This is a genomic window from Paenibacillus sp. MSJ-34 (genome assembly GCF_018918005.1).
In the GTDB taxonomy this organism is placed as follows: Bacteria; Bacillota; Bacilli; order Paenibacillales; family Paenibacillaceae; genus MSJ-34.
Map to the genome: position 1 here is coordinate 100,886 of NZ_JAHLPR010000011.1, position 20,178 is coordinate 121,063.

At 47.9% G+C, this 20,178-nt stretch carries 17 protein-coding genes and 1 rRNA gene; 9 read left to right on the plus strand and 9 right to left on the minus strand.

The genetic code is table 11. From position 1 onward, the window contains the following. Window positions 1–111 precede the first annotated feature (111 nt). The 8 genes from noc to rpmH all read right to left on the minus strand — a co-directional run bounded on the left by noc (window position 112) and on the right by rpmH (window position 7,985). Window positions 112–927, minus strand: coding sequence for a nucleoid occlusion protein (gene noc / locus KQI79_RS07945; protein WP_216537691.1), 816 nt, complete (start codon window positions 925–927; stop codon window positions 112–114). Between the two features lie 605 nt (window positions 928–1,532). Next, the gene (gene rsmG, locus KQI79_RS07950; protein WP_216537692.1) at window positions 1,533–2,255 is read right to left on the minus strand and encodes a 16S rRNA (guanine(527)-N(7))-methyltransferase RsmG; all 723 of its coding nucleotides are present in this window, start codon (window positions 2,253–2,255) and stop codon (window positions 1,533–1,535) included. 1 nt (window position 2,256) lies between these two features. Further along, complete coding sequence (mnmG, locus tag KQI79_RS07955) at window positions 2,257–4,149, minus strand: tRNA uridine-5-carboxymethylaminomethyl(34) synthesis enzyme MnmG (protein WP_216537693.1); 1,893 nt, start codon at window positions 4,147–4,149, stop codon at window positions 2,257–2,259. A gap of 103 nt (window positions 4,150–4,252) precedes the next feature. Continuing rightward, window positions 4,253–5,629, minus strand: coding sequence for a tRNA uridine-5-carboxymethylaminomethyl(34) synthesis GTPase MnmE (mnmE, locus tag KQI79_RS07960; RefSeq protein ID WP_216537694.1), 1,377 nt, complete (start codon window positions 5,627–5,629; stop codon window positions 4,253–4,255). 135 nt (window positions 5,630–5,764) lie between these two features. Further along, window positions 5,765–6,436, minus strand: coding sequence for an RNA-binding cell elongation regulator Jag/EloR (jag, locus tag KQI79_RS07965; RefSeq protein ID WP_216537695.1), 672 nt, complete (start codon window positions 6,434–6,436; stop codon window positions 5,765–5,767). Further along, a complete protein-coding gene (locus tag KQI79_RS07970; protein WP_216537696.1) occupies window positions 6,433–7,206 on the minus strand; it encodes a YidC/Oxa1 family membrane protein insertase in 774 nt (257 codons plus the stop codon). Before KQI79_RS07970 ends, jag begins: the two co-directional genes overlap by 4 nt. A gap of 105 nt (window positions 7,207–7,311) precedes the next feature. Further along, window positions 7,312–7,668: a ribonuclease P protein component gene (rnpA, locus tag KQI79_RS07975; protein WP_216537697.1), complete on the minus strand. Its 357-nt coding sequence runs from the start codon at window positions 7,666–7,668 to the stop codon at window positions 7,312–7,314. 182 nt (window positions 7,669–7,850) lie between these two features. Next, window positions 7,851–7,985: a 50S ribosomal protein L34 gene (rpmH, locus tag KQI79_RS07980; RefSeq protein WP_040735642.1), complete on the minus strand. Its 135-nt coding sequence runs from the start codon at window positions 7,983–7,985 to the stop codon at window positions 7,851–7,853. Window positions 7,986–8,500: 515 nt separating this feature from the next. On the opposite strand from rpmH, the gene dnaA reads away from it, so the two are divergent. From dnaA to gyrB, 6 genes are all read left to right on the plus strand, one after another. Then, entirely contained in the window at window positions 8,501–9,859 is a 1,359-nt protein-coding gene (gene dnaA, locus KQI79_RS07985; protein WP_216537698.1) for a chromosomal replication initiator protein DnaA, read from the plus strand. Between the two features lie 197 nt (window positions 9,860–10,056). Continuing rightward, a complete protein-coding gene (dnaN, locus tag KQI79_RS07990) occupies window positions 10,057–11,199 on the plus strand; it encodes a DNA polymerase III subunit beta (RefSeq protein ID WP_216537699.1) in 1,143 nt (380 codons plus the stop codon). A 33-nt stretch (window positions 11,200–11,232) separates the two neighbouring features. Further along, window positions 11,233–11,448, plus strand: coding sequence for a S4 domain-containing protein YaaA (gene yaaA, locus KQI79_RS07995; protein ID WP_216537700.1), 216 nt, complete (start codon window positions 11,233–11,235; stop codon window positions 11,446–11,448). A 35-nt stretch (window positions 11,449–11,483) separates the two neighbouring features. Further along, window positions 11,484–12,584 (plus strand): DNA replication/repair protein RecF, encoded by a 1,101-nt coding sequence (gene recF / locus KQI79_RS08000; protein ID WP_216537701.1) that lies wholly within the window; start codon window positions 11,484–11,486, stop codon window positions 12,582–12,584. 12 nt (window positions 12,585–12,596) lie between these two features. Further along, the gene (gene remB / locus KQI79_RS08005; protein ID WP_216537702.1) at window positions 12,597–12,848 is read left to right on the plus strand and encodes an extracellular matrix regulator RemB; all 252 of its coding nucleotides are present in this window, start codon (window positions 12,597–12,599) and stop codon (window positions 12,846–12,848) included. A gap of 43 nt (window positions 12,849–12,891) precedes the next feature. Beyond that, the gene (gene gyrB, locus KQI79_RS08010) at window positions 12,892–14,802 is read left to right on the plus strand and encodes a DNA topoisomerase (ATP-hydrolyzing) subunit B (protein WP_216537703.1); all 1,911 of its coding nucleotides are present in this window, start codon (window positions 12,892–12,894) and stop codon (window positions 14,800–14,802) included. Between the two features lie 52 nt (window positions 14,803–14,854). Here the strand turns inward: gyrB and KQI79_RS08015 are convergent, their stop codons facing one another. Then, a complete protein-coding gene (locus KQI79_RS08015) occupies window positions 14,855–15,643 on the minus strand; it encodes a YheC/YheD family protein (RefSeq protein ID WP_356711636.1) in 789 nt (262 codons plus the stop codon). A 232-nt stretch (window positions 15,644–15,875) separates the two neighbouring features. On the opposite strand from KQI79_RS08015, the gene gyrA reads away from it, so the two are divergent. From gyrA to KQI79_RS08030, 3 genes are all read left to right on the plus strand, one after another. Then, window positions 15,876–18,416 carry a DNA gyrase subunit A gene (gyrA, locus tag KQI79_RS08020; RefSeq protein WP_216537705.1) on the plus strand — a complete coding sequence of 847 codons (2,541 nt, stop codon included), beginning with the start codon at window positions 15,876–15,878 and terminating at the stop codon, window positions 18,414–18,416. 173 nt (window positions 18,417–18,589) lie between these two features. After that, window positions 18,590–19,657 carry an HD-GYP domain-containing protein gene (locus tag KQI79_RS08025; RefSeq protein ID WP_216537706.1) on the plus strand — a complete coding sequence of 356 codons (1,068 nt, stop codon included), beginning with the start codon at window positions 18,590–18,592 and terminating at the stop codon, window positions 19,655–19,657. 399 nt (window positions 19,658–20,056) lie between these two features. After that, window positions 20,057–20,178 (plus strand): 16S ribosomal RNA (locus KQI79_RS08030); the annotation flags it as partial.

Consider the following 20,178-nt stretch of genomic DNA (forward strand, 5'->3'; position numbering starts at 1 on the left):
CACCTCAATCTTTTAAAAAGGCGCAAAAAAAACGTCTATTGACGTACTGTTTTTGCTTTTTAGGTTATTCAAGAGCGGCTTCACTCAGCCGCCCTTGAGCGTAAGTTGCTGTTATCTTTTTGGGATTTTAATAACAATCTCGTAGTGGTCTTCATGATCTTTCTCGTCTGTTTTAATGTTCAATCCCGATCCCGTTACCATCTCGATTGATTGGCGAATCGTATTTACGGCAAGCCTGACGTCTTTCGTAAAAGAGATTCTTTTCGCTTTCTTTGTTTTGACCGACTCTTTATAAAAGGCGACTCTCGCCTCCGTTTGCTTCACATTCAAGTCTTTCGCGATGATATCGTTCAATATTTTTAACTGCAGCTCTTCCGAATCGAGCGACAACAACGCGCGGGCATGCCGTTCTGTTATTTTGCGTTCCATAAGAGCGACTTTGACTTGCTCCGGCAATTGCAATAACCGAATTTTGTTGGCAATAGTGGACTGGCTCTTCCCTAATCGCTGCGCCAAACTTTCTTGCGTCAATTGATGCAAGTCGATCAATTTTTGATAGGCGATCGCTTCTTCGATCGAGGTTAATCCTTCCCGCTGCAAATTTTCGATCAATGCAATGGATGCGGCTTGCGAATCGTTAATTTCGCGTATAATCGCGGGAATCGTCGTCAGGCCGAGCTTTTTCACCGCTCTCCAACGTCTTTCCCCCGCTATGATCTCATGCTTGCCATTTCGAACGCGAACGACAATCGGTTGAATAATGCCATGCGTCTTAATCGTTTGACATAGTTCATCAATTTTCTCATCGTCAAATACCGTTCTCGGTTGATAAGGACTGGTAACGATTTCATCAACGGAGATTTGTTTCACTTCTTCTTGGTTGTTTCGTTCCTGCAAACCAAACAATCTTGAAAATTGTTCTTTCATTCCGTATTATACCACCTTAAAGTACTGGAATGCGTGTTAAAAAAAGCGTAATCTTTTAGAAAACGATTCTTCGATTCACAGACCGAGAGTGTTCAATTGATGTCAATGAACTCGTCGCATTTATAGAATACGCCAACTTTTTAAACATGCACAACAAGAAAAAAATTCTAAAACTGTGACGTTATCCGTTAGTTTGAGACTCTATGTATCTATCATTCCGCTTTCAATCGGCATTCCAATCGACGGCAATAAACGCATTCAAAGCTGCAAGCTTACGCCGTTGTTATGCTTAGCAAAAGGTTGCCAAAGCGGCTTTTTCAACCACAATAGAATTTATAAGTTTCCCAAACCTGAGGAGATACCAAATTCTATTTGGCGATAAAACCTGCCGCTGAACGCGGTCGCTCATCTTCGAAAGGCCTCGATAGAGGTTTTCTCATTGCGGTCGCGATTTGCCACGGTACACGGGCTAGTTCCGCTCTACCTATTACTATTATATATTCTCCAATCTATCCCCATTTTCCTGCCGAACAAATCGTGAAAAATAAATATTTCATGAGATGGAATGTTCCACGTGAAACATAAAGGTATGTCCGCTATCGCCGTCATACGATTGGCGATTTAAGCGGCATACCTGCTTTGCGGGGATATTTTGCGGGCGTTTTCTCCGTTTTCGTGATCAAGATGATATGGCGATCCGATTGTTCCACCGGCAATGTGAAAGGATAAACTCCCTTCAACTCTCCCTTTAATTCTTTGAAACTTCGTTTCGCTTCTCGAATTTCATCCGTTGGATCGGAGCCTTTCATTGCGGCAAATTGTCCCCCTTTTCGAGCAAAAGGAAGGCAAAATTCGTTCAATACCGACAAACGCGCAACTGCGCGGGCGGTCACAAGATCGAAACGATCGCGATAAGCGTCGTTACGCGCTACGTCTTCCGCCCTTCCATGAATGCATTCCACATCGTGCAATGTAAGCTGAGACGCAATATGCTGCAAAAATTGAATTCGTTTATTTAAAGAGTCGACGATGGTTACCTGGAGATGAGGAAAGCAAATTTTCAAAGGGAAGCTCGGAAAACCGGCTCCCGATCCAATATCCGCTATGGACTTCACTTCGTTCATATCGATGAAGAAGGAAAGAGAGACAGAGTCGAAGAAATGCTTCGTGTACACTTGCTCTCTTTCCGTGATGCCGGTTAAATTCATTTTTTCGTTCCACAAGACCAACTCGCGGTAATACGTTTCGAATTGTTCCAATTGCTCGTTACTTACGTCGATCCCCTGTTCGTGCAAACGTTGCTGGAATTGCAATTGTATCTGGTCCATCTTACGATCCTTTCGCTGCGGTCACGCGGTTATAATGCTCCAAGTAAACGAGCAGAATGGATATGTCGGCCGGATTAACGCCGGATATACGGGACGCTTGCCCAATCGAAATCGGGCGAATTTTGGCGAGCCTTTGTTTTCCTTCCGTCGCAATGCCGTGGATATCGTCGTAATTGATATCTTCCGGAATCCGTTTTTTCTCCATCTTTTTCAACCGTTCCACTTGCAATAACTGTTTTTCGATATATCCCGAATATTTAATTTGAATTTCGACTTGTTCCTTCATCTCATCGTTTAATTCGTAAGGAGAAGACGAAATGGACTCCAGATGAGCGTATGTGATCTCGGGACGCCGCAATAACGACATCGCGTCGCTCGTGTTTTGCAGCGGTGCGGACCCGAGTTCGGCAAGCAGCGCTTGGACTTCGGACGGTTGAATTTTCGTCGATTTCAATCGTTCGATTTCAAGCTCCACCCGGTTCTTCTTATCGATAAATGCAGCATACCGTTCTTCAGATATTAATCCGATTTCGTATCCGATCGGGGTGAGCCGCAGGTCGGCATTGTCATGTCTAAGCAGCAAACGGTATTCCGCCCGCGACGTCAATAGCCGGTACGGTTCGTTCGTTCCTTTCGTCACGAGATCGTCGATGAGCACGCCGATATATCCTTGGGAACGGTCCAGAATAACCGGTTCTTTCCCTTGTACTTTGCGTGCCGCGTTAATTCCCGCCATAATGCCTTGCGCTCCGGCTTCTTCATACCCGGACGTTCCGTTAATTTGCCCCGCCGTAAACAACCCGGGTACCAGCTTCGTTTCCAACGACGGCCACAATTGGGACGGTACGATGACATCGTACTCGATCGCATAGCCGGTACGCATCATTTCGACGTTTTCCAGACCCGGGACGGAACGAAGCATGCGCAATTGGACATCTTCCGGCATACTGGTCGACAGCCCTTGCACATAATATTCCGCCGTCGTCTTCCCTTCCGGCTCCAAGAAAATTTGATGCTTCGGCTTGTCGCTGAACCGGACGATTTTATCTTCGATCGATGGGCAATAGCGCGCGCCCGTCCCTTCGATCAATCCGGAAAACATCGGCGCCCGATGCAAGTTTTCGTTAATGATGCGATGCGTTTCTTCCGATGTATAGGTCAGCCAGCATGGCAATTGCTCGTTATCGGATGATTTCGTTTCATAAGAGAAAAATTTCGGATTTTCATCTCCTGGCTGAATCTCCGTCTTGGAGAAATCGATCGTATCCCGATGCACCCGCGGCGGCGTCCCCGTTTTGAAACGAACCAGTTCGAATCCAAGATTGCGAAGCGAATCGGACAGTTTAATCGACGGCTGCTGATTGTTGGGGCCGCTCTCGTACTTCAGCTCTCCCATAATAATTTTGCCGCGCAAATAGGTGCCCGTTGTGAGCACGACCGCTTTGCCGCGGTATTCCGCGCCCGTCTTCGTGCGAACGCCGACGCAATGTCCGTCTTCAACGATCAATTCCTCCACCATCCCCTGGCGGAGCGTAAGATTATCCGTCTTCTCGAGCGTTTCTTTCATCGTATGCTGGTACAGAAATTTATCCGCTTGCGCACGAAGCGCATGAACGGCCGGGCCTTTCCCCGTGTTCAGCATTCGCATTTGGATAAACGTTTTATCGATATTGCGGCCCATCTCGCCGCCCAAAGCGTCAATTTCGCGTACGACATGCCCCTTCGCCGGTCCGCCGATCGAAGGATTGCACGGCATGAACGCCACCATATCCAAATTTATTGTGAGCAGAAGCGTATTGCAGCCCATGCGGGCTGCCGCAAGCGCCGACTCGCAGCCTGCGTGGCCGGCGCCGATCACGATTACTTCATACTCACCGGCTGCATATTCTTTCATTCCATTGCCTCCTTTGCCATTTTTCTATAGAGGTTGTTCAAAAAGTCGACTTTTTCAACTCGCTTTAATCAATGATATCGACATGTTCGATACGGCATGTCGATTATTTGCCCAAACAAAATTGCGAAAAGATTTGATCGATCAATGAATCGCCGACCGCGTCGCCGATAATTTCGCCAAGCGACTCCCACGCGGAACGAACATCGATTTGAATCATATCGATCGGGATATGCTGTTCCGTCGCCTCATAAGCATCTTGCAACGAACGATGCGCTTTTTTCAATAGCGCAATATGGCGAACATTGCTGACATATGTCAGATCGTTCGATTCCACTTTACCGCTGAAGAAGATCGAGGAGATCGCTCTCTCCAAATCGTCCATCCCCTTCTGTTCGGCAATGGTCATCTGCACGATCCGGTCGTCGTTGAAATGGGCGCGAACCGTATCCAGATCTAATTTTTGCGGTAAATCCATTTTATTAATAATGACAATCACTTGTCTACTGCCGATTTGTTCGATCAATTTTATCTCATCTTCATTCAGCGGCTCGTTATGATTGAGCACCAACAAAATCAAGTCCGCCTCTTGCAGCGCCGAGCGCGATCGCTCCACTCCGATTTGTTCCACGACATCCGCCGTTTCCCGAATGCCGGCCGTATCGAGCAGTTTCAGGGGAATCCCGTTAATCGTCACGAACTCTTCGATGACGTCGCGCGTCGTCCCCGGTATATCCGTCACAATCGCCCGGCTCTCTTGGGCCAGCGCGTTCAACAGGGAGGATTTGCCGACATTCGGACGCCCGACGATGGCCGTCACAATTCCTTCTCTTAATATTCTGCCTTCATTCGCCGTTTTTAACAAATGCTCGATCTCGGCCATCACCGCCTGGCACTTCTCGCGGATAAAGGCGCTGGTGAGCGATTCCACGTCATGCTCCGGATAATCGATATTCACTTCGATGTGCGCCATCGTTTCGATCAACGTATGACGCAATTCGCGAATCCGTCTCGACAGCGTCCCCCCCACCTGCTTGAGCGCAATCGAAAAAGCGCGGTCCGATTTCGAACGAATCAAATCGATGACCGCTTCCGCCTGCGACAGATCGATGCGCCCGTTCAAGAACGCCCTCTTCGTAAATTCGCCCGGCTCGGCCAAACGAATTTCCAACTGCAGCAGCAAATCCATTATTTTTTTCACGGAAATGACGCCGCCATGCGAACTGATCTCGACCACATCTTCCATCGTGAACGAACGCGGAGCTCTCATCACCGTAACGAGCACTTCCTCGATTCGTTCGCCCGAATCGGGATCGACGATAAACCCGTAATGGACCGTATGCGTCGCCGCATCGGTCAATTTCGTTTTCGATTTGAATATGCGTTCCACCTGCGGCACCGATTCCGGACCGCTGACCCGAATTACAGCAATGCCCCCTTCCCCTACAGCCGTAGAGATGGCGGCAATCGTATCATGTGTCATATCATACACCTCTCATCTAGAAAAAAAGCAATGACTCTCGTAGAGGTTGTCCTAAAGTCCCCTTTGGATCACGATGCATGCCTGGAAGGTGACTTTTTGAACTCGCACTAATCATTAGAGTCATTGCATTCTATATTATTTCAACGTAATTACAACTTTGCGGTTTGGTTCTTCTCCGACGCTGTACGTTTTCACCTTCGGGTGATCCTGCAGCTTGGAGTGTATAATTTTCCGTTCTTGCGGCGACATCGGTTCAAGAACGACATCTTTCCGGTTCTTGATCACCTGTCCCGCCAAACGATCCGATAACGATTCAAGCGTCTTCCTGCGGCGAGCGCGAAATTGTTCTGCATCAAGAATGATTCGTAGATGGTTTTTGGAATAACGATTTGCGACAATGTTCGTTAAATACTGCAAAGAGTCCAGCGTTTGTCCGCGACGTCCGATCAACAATCCGAGATTGGATCCGGATATATTAAGGATCGTCCCTTCCTTCTCCGTCTGCTCTTCAATCGCGATGTCTACCTTCATCGATTGCGCCACTTCTTTCACAAACCGGATGGCTTCGTCCACCGGACGACGCTCAGCGGCCGATGAATCTTCGGGCGCCGGTTCCGGAATCGGTTCCGGGTCAGGCAGCAATGCAACTTCGACCTTCGCCTCTCGCGAACCGATCAATCCGAACAACCCTTTCGAAGGCTGTTCCAATACTTCGACGGTAACGCGATCTCTTGTCGTATTCAATTGGGCTAAACCGTTCCTTACCGCATCCTCGATCGATTTTCCTGATACAACGACTTTTCTCATTTCGCCGGGAGTACCTCCTTATCATTCGACCCTTTTCTATATAGAAAATAGTTCTGAACGATCGTAAAGATGTTGCTGTATACCCAATATAATGGAAGCGCGGCCGGAAACTGCATCGACATAATGAAGATGAGCACCGGGAATATAAAGAACATCACTTGCATCGGGCCGGTTGCTTGCGTCGGCATCATTTTCGATTGAATGAACGTCGTAATCGCGGCGATGACCGGCAAAATGAACAGATGATCCGGCGTGCCCAATTGCATCCATAAGAAGGTATGATCGCGAATTTCCGAATTCATATAGATCGCGTTATACAAAGCGATGAAAATCGGCATTTGCACCACCAGCGGCAAACATCCTGCGAGCGGATTGACCTGATGTTTCTGAAACAGCTTCATCGTTTCTTCCTGAAGCTTCTGTTGATCGTTTTTGTATTTATCCTGCAGTTTCTTGATTTCCGGCTGAATCGCCTGCATCGCTTTGGAACTGCGTACTTGTTTGATTGTCAAAGGCAATATGATCAATCGAACGATAATGGTTAGTAATAGAATGGATAATCCGTATTCACCGCCGAACCATTTTGCAAACGTGTCCAAAGCAAGCGAGAAATAATACACGACGTTTGCTTGCCAGAATCCGCCCTGTTTCATATCTTCCGTCGTCGTCGTTGTCGTCGTAGGCGTACAGCCCGCCAATGCGACAGCCGCCAGGACGACAAGCGCGATGATCAGTATCCATTTCCGATTCCGTTGCTTGTCCAGGAACAAATTTCAAAACTCCTCTCTTATCCGTCACGATTCCAATGTAAATATATCATATTTGGCAGAACAAAGAAACAGTCCGCCCAAGAGGTTGTCCAAAAAATAAACCGCCTAATTTCGACTTTCCCGGCGCTTCGTCAACGCCGCTTTTTTCAAGACATGCAGCACGCTCTTTTCCAGCTCCGCGTAAGACAGTCCGACCGCCCCTTTTCTTACAATAAAGACAAGGTCGACATGATCGGCGATCTTCGCCTCGTGCGCGCGCACGATTTCTTTCACCAGACGCCGCATCCGATTGCGAACGACGGCATTACCTATTTTTTTGCTGGCCGAAATGCCGACGCGAAACCGTTCGATTTCCGGCTTATGAAACCAGTAAACGACAAACTGGTAATTCGCAAAAGATTTCCCGTGACGGTATACCCGGGTAAAATCGGCCCTATTCCGCAAACGCAACTTTTTTTGCACGACAAACTCCCCAACCCGATGATGGAATGGACACGCAAGACGACCATACTTCAAGTATACGCAAGCGAATTGCGCGATAAACAAAATAACCTTAAAAATGGTGGATCTCTAAAGAGAATATGAAAAAAGACCACTTCAGTGGTCTATAAAGCCGTCTAAAAGTTCGAAGGTTATTCTTCGGCTTACGCGCTCAATACTTTTCTGCCTTTTTGACGACGAGCAGCCAACACCTTGCGGCCGTTTTTCGTGCTCATTCTTTTACGGAAACCATGAACCTTTTTACGCTTGCTCACATTCGGTTTGAAAGTCGGTTTCATCTATCTTGCACCTCCTCAAAGGGGAATCCCATTCATACTTCTGCATAAAACACCTTTTTACATTAAATCACGCCGGCCTTAAAAAGTCAACCGAAATGATCCTCCCGCTCTCTCGCAAAAAAACATGTAAATTCATCCACAAAAAAGAGCCTGTGAATAAAAAAAAGTGAAGAATGGCGATCATTGTCGAAATTTCAACAAGTTATAAACAATATCTTGTGGTGTAGATATTTCTTATACACAACCTATTGAATTTGTGGATAATATGCGCATTTCCGTTGAAAAACAAGCCTTCTTTTGCTATGATTAGATTACTTTTCGTTGTGAATAGATAGATTAATCCCCAAACTTATTAACAACCTGTGGATAACTTTGTGAACAAAATTCGATCCATCTCGATAATTCACTTTTTCGAAAGTTGAATTATGTGGATATATACCGCATCGTTCTTCAGATTTTCGACAATGATCGCCCATGGCTACGCCACATTTGAATATTAAAGGAGTTGACAATCTGTGGATAGCAGCCATACGAACGAACTATGGCAACAGATCTTATCTGGCATTCAAACCAAATTAAGCAAACCGAGTTTCGATACTTGGTTTAAAGCGACGAAGGCCGTCGAATTTACCGATTCCTCCGTTACGATCTCCGCACCGACAACATTTGCCGTGGAATGGCTCGAAAGCCGTTATACCAAGTTGGTCGCCTCGACGATTATGGAGTACACAGGGAATCAAGTCGAGGTCTTCTTTGTCATTGACGAGCCGAAGCATGCCGAGCCGGCCGCAGCGCCGTCGCAAGCGCCTCCTGCGAAACCTGTCGTCCACGACGAGCCGGCAGGCCATATGTTGAACCCAAGATATTTATTCGACACATTCGTCATCGGAGCCGGAAACCGTTTTGCCCATGCCGCGTCGCTCGCGGTCGCGGAAGCGCCGGCCAAAGCGTATAATCCGCTGTTTTTGTACGGAGGCGTCGGATTGGGGAAGACGCACTTAATGCATGCGATCGGACATTATATTTTGGAACATAACCCTAATTCGAAAGTGCTCTACATTTCTTCGGAGAAGTTCACCAACGAATTTATTAACGCGATCCGCGACAACCAAGGGGAAAGTTTCCGCAACAAATATCGCAATATCGACATTTTGCTGATCGACGACATTCAATTTTTGGCCGGGAAAGAGCAGACGCAGGAGGAATTTTTCCATACGTTCAACGCCTTGCACGAAGCGCGGAAGCAAATCGTCATCTCAAGCGACCGGCCGCCTAAAGAAATACCGACGCTCGAGGAGCGGCTGCGTTCCCGGTTCGAATGGGGGCTCATTACCGACATTCAACCGCCCGATTTGGAGACGAGAATCGCCATTCTTCGCAAAAAAGCGAAAGCGGAAAACCTCGATATCCCGAACGAGGCGATGATGTACATCGCCAATCAAATCGATACGAACATCCGTGAGTTGGAAGGCGCTTTAATCCGTGTCGTCGCCTATTCGTCTCTAATTAACGAAGACATTACATCCCATCTCGCGGCGGAAGCGCTCAAGGACATTATCCCTTCCGGCCGGCCGAAAATGATCACGATCCAACATATCCAGCAGAAGGTCGGAGAGTATTACAATCTGAAGCTGGAAGATTTCAAGGCGAGGAAACGAACGAGAGCCATCGCGTTCCCGCGTCAAATCGCCATGTACTTATCCAGGGAGCTGACCGATTACTCGTTGCCGAAAATCGGCGAAGCGTTCGGCGGCCGCGACCATACGACCGTCATTCACGCGCATGAGAAAATTAGCCAAACGCTGGAGACGGACGAGAACTTATATAAAATTATTAACAATTTAACCGAAAAAATTAAGAATCCGACAACTTGAAACGACGGTGAACAAATAAAAAGCCTATGCACAATCTATACACATGTGGATAGGCTTCCTTTATGAATGCTTCAAGGGCTTATCCACATATTCAGTGTGCCTACTGCTATTACTAATAAGATTTTAAAAGAATCATCTACTATATACGGGAGTTGAGTGTGACTGATACTCACAACAGGAACCGAGGAGTGAATTTTATGAAATTAACGATCTACAAAAACGAATTAAACGAAGCGATACAGCATGTTTCCAAAGCGATTACGAGCCGTACGACAATCCCGATCCTGCATGGAATCAAAATCGATGTCACGCATCAAGGCGTAACATTAACCGCCAGCGATACCGATATTTCGATTCAAAGCTTCATACCGCTTGAAGACGGGAAACGGACGATCGCCCGGATCGAAAAAACGGGAAGCGTTGTTTTACCGGCCAAGTTTTTTGTCGACATTATTAAGAAGCTTCCTTTGGAAGATGTCGAAATCGAAGTAAAAGAACATTTTCAAACGTTTATTCGCTCCGGCTCCACCGATATTCAAATGGTCGGGCTCGATCCGGAAGAATTCCCCGTCTTGCCGACGATTGAAGGAAATCAAACGATTACCATTAATGGGGATTTATTGAAAACGGTAATTAAGCAAACGGTGTTTGCCATTTCGACCAATGAAAGCACGCCGATACTGACAGGCATATTATGGACGCTGAAAGACAATGAATTGAAGTTTATGGCAACGGACCGCGTTCGGCTAGCCAGCCGTTCCGTCCGGCTCGACACGAATGAGGACGTGCAATTCAACAATGTCGTCATTTCGGGTAAAACGTTAAACGAGTTAAGCAAAATCGTGCCGGATCAAAATACGTTGGTTGAAATTGTCGTTTCCGATAATCAAGTTTTGTTCAAAATCGATCGCGTATTGTTCTATTCGCGCATATTGGACGGAGTATACCCCGATGTTTCTAAAGTTATTCCGCAAAACTACAAAACAGAACTAACTTTGGATACAAAAAAATTGACGGATGCGATCGACCGCGCTTATTTATTGTCGCGCGAAGAGAAAACGAATATCGTCCGCCTGATGACGAAAGAAGACGGTACGATCGAAATTTCGTCCAGCTCGTCGGAGCTCGGCAAAGTTACGGAGCAGCTTGATGTCAAGGAATTTACCGGAGAACCGCTCAAAATTTCGTTCAACTCCAAATATATGCTCGACGTATTAAAAGTCATCGACAGCGAATATATATTTCTAGGCTTCACGGGGGCGATGAGTCCGATTATTATTATTCCGAAGGAACATAGCGACAGCTTGCATTTAATATTGCCGTACCGTACGACGAACTAGATCGGCGGCTGCGGTCGGAAAGGAATTGCCGAGATGAACCAGGTTGAAATTCAAACCGAATATATTACGTTAGGACAGTTTCTCAAGCTGGCCGACTGTATCGCTACCGGGGGCCATGCCAAAGCGTTCTTGCAGGAAGGTACCGTTCGCGTGAACGGAGAGCCGGAAAATCGGCGGGGACGAAAGCTGTATCCGTCCGATATCGTGCATGTGGAAGGATGCGGCGAGTTTCAGGTCGTGCAAGGGTAAAGGACGGTCGGACTTGAACTGCAGGAGGCCGGGTTGTGTTTTTAAAACAGATCGACTTACAGCAATATCGCAATTTTGAGCGAGTGGAACTTCATACCGATCAGAAAGTGAATATATTTATCGGGCAAAATGCGCAAGGCAAAACGAATCTGCTGGAAGCGATTTACGTGCTGGCGTTGACGAAATCGCATCGCACCGGCAAAGACAAGGAACTGATCCGGTTTGAGGCGGACGCAGCCAAACTGCATGCGGCGATCGACAAAAAATACGGAGCTGTCGCATTGGATCTGTCCATTTCGCAGCAAGGGAAAAAAGCGAAAATCAACGGGCTGGAACAAAAGAAGCTGAGCAATTTTATCGGCGCGCTCAACGTCGTCATGTTCGCTCCCGAAGATTTGGAGATCGTGAAAGGCAGCCCGGGGATAAGGCGGCGTTTTCTCGATATGGAGATCGGGCAAGTGCAGCCCAGTTATTTGTACCATTTGCAGCAATATCAGAAAATATTGATTCAGCGCAACAACATGCTGAAACAAAACGGCGGGCATCAATCGGAATTGCTCGCCGTTTGGAACGAACAGCTTGCGGCAAACGGTGTTAAAATCATGTTGAAAAGGAAACAATTTATAAAAAAACTGCAACATTGGGCAACGACGATACACCATGGGATTACGAACGGGGCAGAATCGTTTTCGATGGCTTATTTGCCGTCCTTTCGCGCGGAAGAGGAAGATGAAACTGTTCTATTTGATCATTTTATGTTAAAGTTATCACAAATGAAGGAACAAGAGATGAGGCGCGGAATGACGCTTGTTGGGCCGCATCGCGACGACATGTCCTTTTATATTAACGATAAAGAAGTCCAGACGTACGGTTCGCAAGGCCAACAGCGGACGACGGCCTTATCGTTGAAATTGGCGGAGATCGAGCTGATTAACGAGGAAATCGGCGAATATCCGATTTTGCTCTTGGACGATGTTCTGTCGGAGCTGGATCAATATCGGCAAACGCAGCTTATCGAGACGTTTCAGAACAAAGTGCAAACTTTCATTACGACGACCGGCATAGAAAGCATTAACGCGAGCAAGTTGAAGGATGCCAATATTTATCATGTCCGGCAAGGGCATGTGATGCGTTAGGAGTGAAGCGCGGTGTATATACATTTAGGCGGAGAAAAAGTCATTCGCAGCTCGGAGCTTATCGCCATTTTCGATATTACGATTGAGAAATCGTCTAAATTGACGAAACAATATTTAGCGCATGCGCATCAACATAAACACGCGGAAATGATCGGAGAAGAAGAAGCGAAATCCATCGTCGTCACCAAAAGTAAAGTGTATTATTCGCCGATATCCTCCACAACGTTGAAGAAGCGGGCGAATTCCTTTACGGCGGGAGCGTAAACGGGATATGTTGCAACTGAATTTATAGAAGTAGGTGAAGGGCATGTCTTTGAATGAACATACGTATGATGAGAGCCAGATTCAAGTATTGGAAGGACTCGAGGCGGTTCGCAAACGTCCGGGGATGTATATCGGTTCGACGAGCGCCAAAGGGCTTCATCATCTGGTATGGGAAGTTGTCGATAACAGTATTGACGAAGCTTTAGCGGGATTTTGCGACAAAATCAGCATTATCATCCACCAGGACAACAGCATAACCGTCATCGATAACGGCCGAGGAATTCCGGTTGGGGAAAATGCGAAAATGAAACGTTCCACGCTGGAAGTCGTTATGACGGTATTGCATGCGGGCGGAAAATTCGGCGGCGAAGGGTATAAAGTGTCGGGCGGTTTGCATGGCGTCGGGGTGTCGGTCGTCAACGCGTTGTCGGAGCATCTGATCGTACAAGTCAAAATCAAAGGGCATATTTACCAGCAAGAATACCGCCGCGGCGTTCCGCAATACGATTTGAAAATTGTCGGCGATACGGAAGAAACGGGAACGATCGTACGGTTTAAGCCGGATCCCGATATTTTTACGGAAACGACGGAATACGATTACGATACGCTGATATCCCGCGTACGCGAATTGGCGTTTTTGAATAAAGGGATTGAGATTTCCATTCATGACGAACGAACGGATACGTCGAACACATTTAAATACGACGGGGGAATCATTCAATTCGTCGAATATTTGAACCGCAACCGCGAACCGTTGCATGAGACGCCGATCTATGTGGAAGGCGCGAAAGATTCCATTCAGGTGGAAGTGGCGCTGCAATACAACGATTCATACACCGAAAATATATATTCGTTCGCGAACAATATTAATACGCATGAAGGCGGAACGCATGAATCGGGCTTTAAGAGCGCTTTGACGCGCATTATTAACGATTACGCCCGCAAAACGAATGCGATCAAAGGCAATGATTCCAACTTGTCCGGGGACGACGTCCGCGAAGGCTTGACGGCGATTATTTCCGTCAAAATTCCGGAGCCGCAGTTCGAAGGACAGACGAAGACGAAGCTTGGCAACAGCGAAGTGCGCAGTATCGTCGAATCGTTCTTTGCCGAGAAATTCCAGGAGTTTCTGGATGAGAATCCGGCCGTCTCCAAGAAGATCGTGGAAAAAGGCTTGCAGGCGTCGCGTGCGCGCGAAGCTGCGCGCAAGGCGCGCGAACTGACGCGGCGCAAAAGCGCTCTCGAAGTCAGCTCCCTTCCCGGGAAGCTGGCGGACTGCTCGTCGAAAGACGCGTCTATCAGCGAATTGTATATTGTCGAGGGCGACTCGGCCGGCGGATCGGCGAAGCAAGGCCGCGACCGTCACTTCCAGGCGATTTTGCCGCTGCGCGGTAAAATTTTGAACGTAGAGAAGGCCAGATTGGACCGCATTTTGTCCAACGCGGAAATTCGCGCGATCATTACGGCGCTTGGCACCGGGATCGGCGACGATTTCGACCTGAGCAAAGCGCGCTACCACAAAATCATTATTATGACCGACGCCGACGTGGACGGCGCTCATATTCGCACATTGCTGCTGACGTTCTTTTACCGTTACATGCGGAAACTGGTCGAAGCCGGATATATCTATATCGCGCAGCCGCCGCTCTTCAAGATCGAACGCAATAAAGTCGTCCGTTACGCGGAAAGCGAGAAGCAGCGGGACGAGATTATCGCGGAATTCGGCGAGGGCGTCAAATTGAACATTCAACGCTACAAAGGTTTGGGCGAGATGAATGCCAGCCAATTGTGGGAAACGACGATGGATCCGGAAAGCCGGACGATGCTGCAAGTATCGATCGAAGATGCGATTGAGGCGGATACGCTGTTCGATACGCTGATGGGCGATAACGTGGAGCCGCGCCGCGATTTTATTCAACAATATGCGAAACATGTCAAGAATTTGGATATTTAATTTGAATTGTTCCTATCGTTCATAATGAGAGAAGATGGTTTCCCATCTTCTCTCAACTCTTTTTTCGAGGCTTGTAGCGCCCGTAATGCAGGGCATAACGGTACATTTTCCGGAATATTTTTTTGTTCTTCAGGTTGCGAAAGATGAACGGGTCCGGACAGGTGTTGACCTCCAGCACCCAAGGCTTGAATTGTTCGTCGATGGCTACGTCCAGTCCCAGCTCCTTCAGGCGGGGATACGATTTCTCCAATTGCCGGCCGACGGTTACTCCTAGTATTTTCAGCTTTTCGGCCAACTGTTTTTTTTCCGCGGGATTCAGATGCGACGACATTAACTTGGAGAATGAGAGCGGTTTACCGCCGCTGTGGTAATTGGTCACCACTTTCTGCGGCGCAGCCAACCGCCCGATGATCCCCGTCGTTTCCCATTCATCTTGCAAATTTTTTTGTACCATGACGCGAATGTCGAAACGGCGCTTGCGATGCTTCAACAAATGAATGCCGCGCTGGACGATGTACGGTTTGCCTCGAGTTTTGGGCATAAGAGACAGGTACATTCGCTCATAGGACGCAAAGTTTTTCGATTCCGTACCAACGTGGTAACGATAATGATCGGCGCCCCCGCTTTGGCCCGAATGTTTTTCCACCAGCATGACTCCGATGCCGTACGTACCCCGTACCGGCTTCACATACACCATGTTGTATTGATCCAGCATCGATTTTAAAGATGCGGCATTCATTTTGCGCGTCTCCGGAATACAGTTTTGCAACTTGCTATTCTTTAGCAGCGTCTTTGTTTTGGCCCATTTGCTGAATACCCGCTGAATAGCCAAAGCGATCAACCTTTCGCTTAGAATTAATTCACGAAGGACAGAAAAGGAATTGAGTGGTATAATAAATCTGTTGTGCGTGTTATCTCATGGTTCATAGTATGTAGAACGAGGCGATTCGGAAGTAGGCATACGTTTAATTGTACTTGTTTCGTGAAAGTAATATAATGAATGTTAGCGTAAATATAGGAAAAACCGGCATTTTTGATATAAAAGCATAAACGCTTTATTGAGGAGGTCCATCATGGCAGAGGAAAAAAGCTCGCAAATTAAAGATCGCGATATTGGCGTAGAAATGCGCGATTCTTTTATGAGTTATGCAATGAGCATCATTGTAAGCCGGGCATTGCCGGACGTTCGCGACGGACTGAAGCCGGTGCATCGCAGAATTTTGTACGCGATGTCGGAACTCGGCATGTCGCCGGACAAGCCTTATAAGAAATCGGCGAGAATCGTCGGCGAAGTCATCGGTAAGTATCATCCGCACGGCGATTCGGCCGTCTACGAGACGATGGTGCGGATGGCGCAGGACTTCTCGCTTCGATATATGCTGGTGGACGGGCACGGCAACTTCGGCTCGATCGATGGAGATATGGCTGCGGCGATGCGCTATACGGAGGCGCGTCTTTCGAAAATTGCAATGGAAATGCTGCGCGACATCAATAAGGAGACAATCGACTTCGCTCCGAACTATGACGGAGAAGAGCAAGAACCGGTCGTGTTGCCGGCGCGTTATCCGAACTTGCTTGTGAACGGCGTCTCCGGGATCGCGGTCGGAATGGCGACTAATATTCCGCCCCATAACTTAGGGGAAGTCATTGACGGCGTCCAGGCGTTAATCCGCAACCCGGATCTTACGCCGCTGGAGATGATGGAATATATTAAAGGCCCCGATTTCCCAACGGCCGGCTTTATTCTCGGGCGCGAAGGCATTCGCCAAGCATATGCGACCGGACGCGGCACCGTCACGATGCGGGCGCGGGCGACGATTGAAGAGTCGGGCGGCAAAGCTCGCATCATTGTGCACGAGCTGCCTTATCAAGTCATTAAGGCGCGTCTCGTCGAGAAAATCGCCGAGCTGGTGCGGGAGAAGAAGATCGAGGGCATTACCGATTTGCGCGACGAATCGGACCGCACGGGCATGCGAGTTGTCATCGAACTGCGCCGCGACGTTAATCCGAACATCGTGTTGAACAACCTGTACAAACATACCGCCATGCAATCCAATTTTGGCATTAATATGCTGGCGATCGTGAATAACGAACCGAAAATTCTGAATCTGAAAGAAATGTTAAGCCATTATTTGCAGCACCAGATTGAAGTGATCCGCCGCCGCACCGAATTCGATTTGAAGAAAGCGGAAGCGCGGGCTCATATTCTCGAAGGGCTGCGGATTGCGCTCGATCATATCGACGAAGTGATTGCATTAATTCGTTCGTCGAAATCGGATGAGGAAGCGCGCGAAGGGCTGATGGGACGGTTCGGTTTAAGCTTCGATCAAGCCCAAGCGATTCTCGACATGCGTTTGCGCCGGTTGACCGGATTGGAACGCGAGAAAATCGAGAGCGAATATGCGGAATTGTTGAAAAAGATCGAAGAATATCGCGCGATCTTGGCGAGCGAGCAATTGGTGCTCGACATCATTAGCGAAGAGCTGAACGAGATTAAAGAGAAGTTCGGGGATGAGCGCCGCACCGAAATTACGGTCGGCGAAGAGAGCATTCTCGATGAAGATTTGATTCCGCGCGAGGAAGTTATCGTAACGATTACCCATACCGGTTATATCAAACGATTGCCTTTGAATACGTACCGCAGCCAACGCCGCGGCGGCAAAGGCGTCATGGGAATGGATACGAAGGATAACGACTTCGTCGAGCATTTATTCGTGACGAACTCGCATCACTATCTTATGTTCTTCACGAATAAAGGAAAGGTGTACCGGATTAAGGCATACGAAATTCCGGAATTAAGCCGGACTGCCCGCGGAACGCCGATTATCAATTTGATTCAGATCGAGCAAGGAGAAATGATCAATGCGGTCATTCCCGTGGAGCAATTCGAAGCGGATAAATTCCTGTTCTTCGCGACCCGCCACGGAATCGTCAAGAAAACGCCGCTCGACGATTACTCCAACATTCGCAAAGTCGGTCTGATTGCGATTACGCTGCGCGAAGAGGACGAGTTGATTGGCGTCAAACTGACGGACGGCAATCAAGAGATCATCATGGGTACGAGTCAAGGCATGTCGATTCGTTTTCCGGAGAAGGACGTGCGTTCGATGGGACGCGGCGCTTCCGGGGTGAAAGGGATCGCCATCGACGACGACGATAAAGTGATCGATATGGATGTCGTGCAGCCGGATCAAGACGTATTGATCGTTACATCGAAAGGGTACGGCAAGCGGACGCCGATGTCCGAATACCGGATCCAAAGCCGCGGCGGCAAAGGGATCAAAACGATCAATGTCACCGAGAAGAACGGGCCGGTTGTCGGGCTGAAGGTCGTTCAGAATGACGAAGACCTTATGATTATTACGGAGTCCGGAACATTGATCCGTATGAGCATGAGCGGCATTTCGACCATGGGCCGCTACACGCAAGGCGTCAAATTGATCAACATTCGCGAGGAAGATTCCGTAGCGACGGTTGCGCGCGCGGATAAGAGCGAAGAAGAAGATCAAGATGCGGAGCAATCCGCATTGGACGGCAGCGCGGCGGTTGAAGGAACCGAATCCGATGCGGACGGACAACAAATCGCCGACCCGTCGGCGGATGACGAACAATAGCTAGCGTTTTATAGGGACATGGGCATTTTCCTTGATCGGTGAGGAAGATGCCCATTTTCATCGGTTCATGCCTTTTTTATTTTTCGTATTGACGGGTTCAGCCAGCAGGATTTGCCGAAAATGTGATGAATATATGACAAACATAGGTTGATTTTAGGAGTTGTTTAACGCGTATGGCTCAATTATTATTATCCGAATTGAAACCCGGCGATACGATTGCGGAAGACGTGCATAGTCCGCTAGGCAGCGTCCTTTTTCAGAAGGGAAGAGTGATTAGCAGTCGCGACTTGGAAATTCTCGAAGCCTTTCTGGTCCGAACCGTTTCCGTCCAAAGAGAAGGGGAGGCGACGGTCCAAGAAGATGATTTGCAACCGGCGATGGAAGGAAGAGCGCCAGCGATTGCCGAATCGTTCCAAAGCGAGTACGACCAGACGATTCTTCTCGTCAAACGGGCGTTTTCGTCCGCCTTGGCGGGGGATATCCCGATTATCGAATTGCGGAAACGACTGGAGTCATTGTTCGCGAGAATATCGGAATACAATATTTTGACATTCATGCCCGAACAAGCAATGGAAGAAGACTACATGTATCATCATGCGGCGCTATCCGCTTTAACTTCTTATTTATTGGCCAAATGGGTGGGGCTCGGGCCTAAGGATTGGATGCAAGTCGCCCTGGCCGGATTGCTGCACGACATCGGAAATATGCGGATCGATCCGGCGATTATAAGCAAGCCCGCGTCATTAGCGCAGGAAGAAGAGCGGGAAATGAGAAATCATACGAAGTACGGTTATCAACTGTTGAAAAATATAACCGCCATTAATGACGGCGTGAAATTGGCGGCGTTGCAGCATCACGAGAAAGTGGACGGTAGCGGATATCCTCTCGGGGTTCAAGGGGATAAAATCCATCCCTATGCGAAAATCGTCGCCGTGGCCGATATTTATCACGCCATGACGTTGAATCGCGCTTATAAGAAGAAACAATCCCCTTTCACGGTGCTTGAGCAGTTATCGAAGGAGTCGTTCGGCAAATTGGACGCCAGTTATGTTCAGACGTTTATTGTGAAAGTAACGCAGTTTCAGAACGGGGCTCTTGTCCGGCTGAATAACGGCCGACTGGGAGAAATCGTATTTACCGACCGCAGCCACCCGACCCGGCCTTGGGTGTCCATCGACGGAGACATTTTTAATTTGGCGTTGGAGCGGGATTTGATGATCGAGGGCATCATTCGGAAATAATTACAACGGTATAAAGCTGGACTTTTCGTATCAAACTGTGGTATATTCATATTCCTGCTTTTACGGGAGCGGGGAGTGGATTGCAACAGTTTTTTTGTTTGTAAATAAAGAATTGTTATTAACAAAAAATTCTTGCAAAAAAACTCTTGCAATTTATAGATTGAATATGTTATATTATTTAAGTCGCCGCTGAACAAGAGCGGAGATGAGCAAAAAAATTTGTTCTTTGAAAACTGAACAACGAGCGAATTAAGCAACAATAAATGAGAACGACAAGTTCTCGTCAGCAACGAAATTTTGAGCTATTCGGCTCTTTCATATTCGGTTTTATCGGTTCTGCCGATGGAACCGACCAGATTATATCTCAACATCCCGTTCCGGGCCAAGAGAATAATCGTTTTCATGGAGAGTTTGATCCTGGCTCAGGACGAACGCTGGCGGCGTGCCTAATACATGCAAGTCGAGCGGAGTTCGTTTTGTAGCTTGCTACGAAGCGAACTTAGCGGCGGACGGGTGAGTAA